Annotated in this window: 1 protein-coding gene; it reads right to left on the minus strand. The window is 65.1% G+C overall.

Translation table 11 applies throughout. The features are described from left to right. Positions 1-235, minus strand: a 235-nt coding sequence (locus CN514_RS25115; protein ID WP_217993969.1) for a DUF2207 domain-containing protein, incomplete at both ends; no start/stop codon positions are given.

Below are 235 nucleotides of genomic sequence, written 5' to 3' on the forward strand. Positions count from 1 at the left end.
GTCGAGGGGGAGGAGGTCCCAGTAGAACTCGTCGACGCCGTTGTCGGCGGCCAGGATCACATCGCGCATCGAGTATTCGATCACGTAGGTGTTCAGGCCCCGCACGTAGTCGTCCGTGCCGGTGAGGATGTAGAGCACCCCGTCGTCGGTCTCGGTCTCGAACGGCACATCGGCGCCGGTCTCGTCGGTGACGGACACCACCGTGGTGTCGGTCCAGGCGCCTTCGTAGCTGGTG

Origin of the sequence: Bacillus sp. AFS001701 (genome assembly GCF_002559405.1) — a bacterium.
Classification (GTDB): domain Bacteria; phylum Bacillota; class Bacilli; order Bacillales; family Bacillaceae_G; genus Gottfriedia.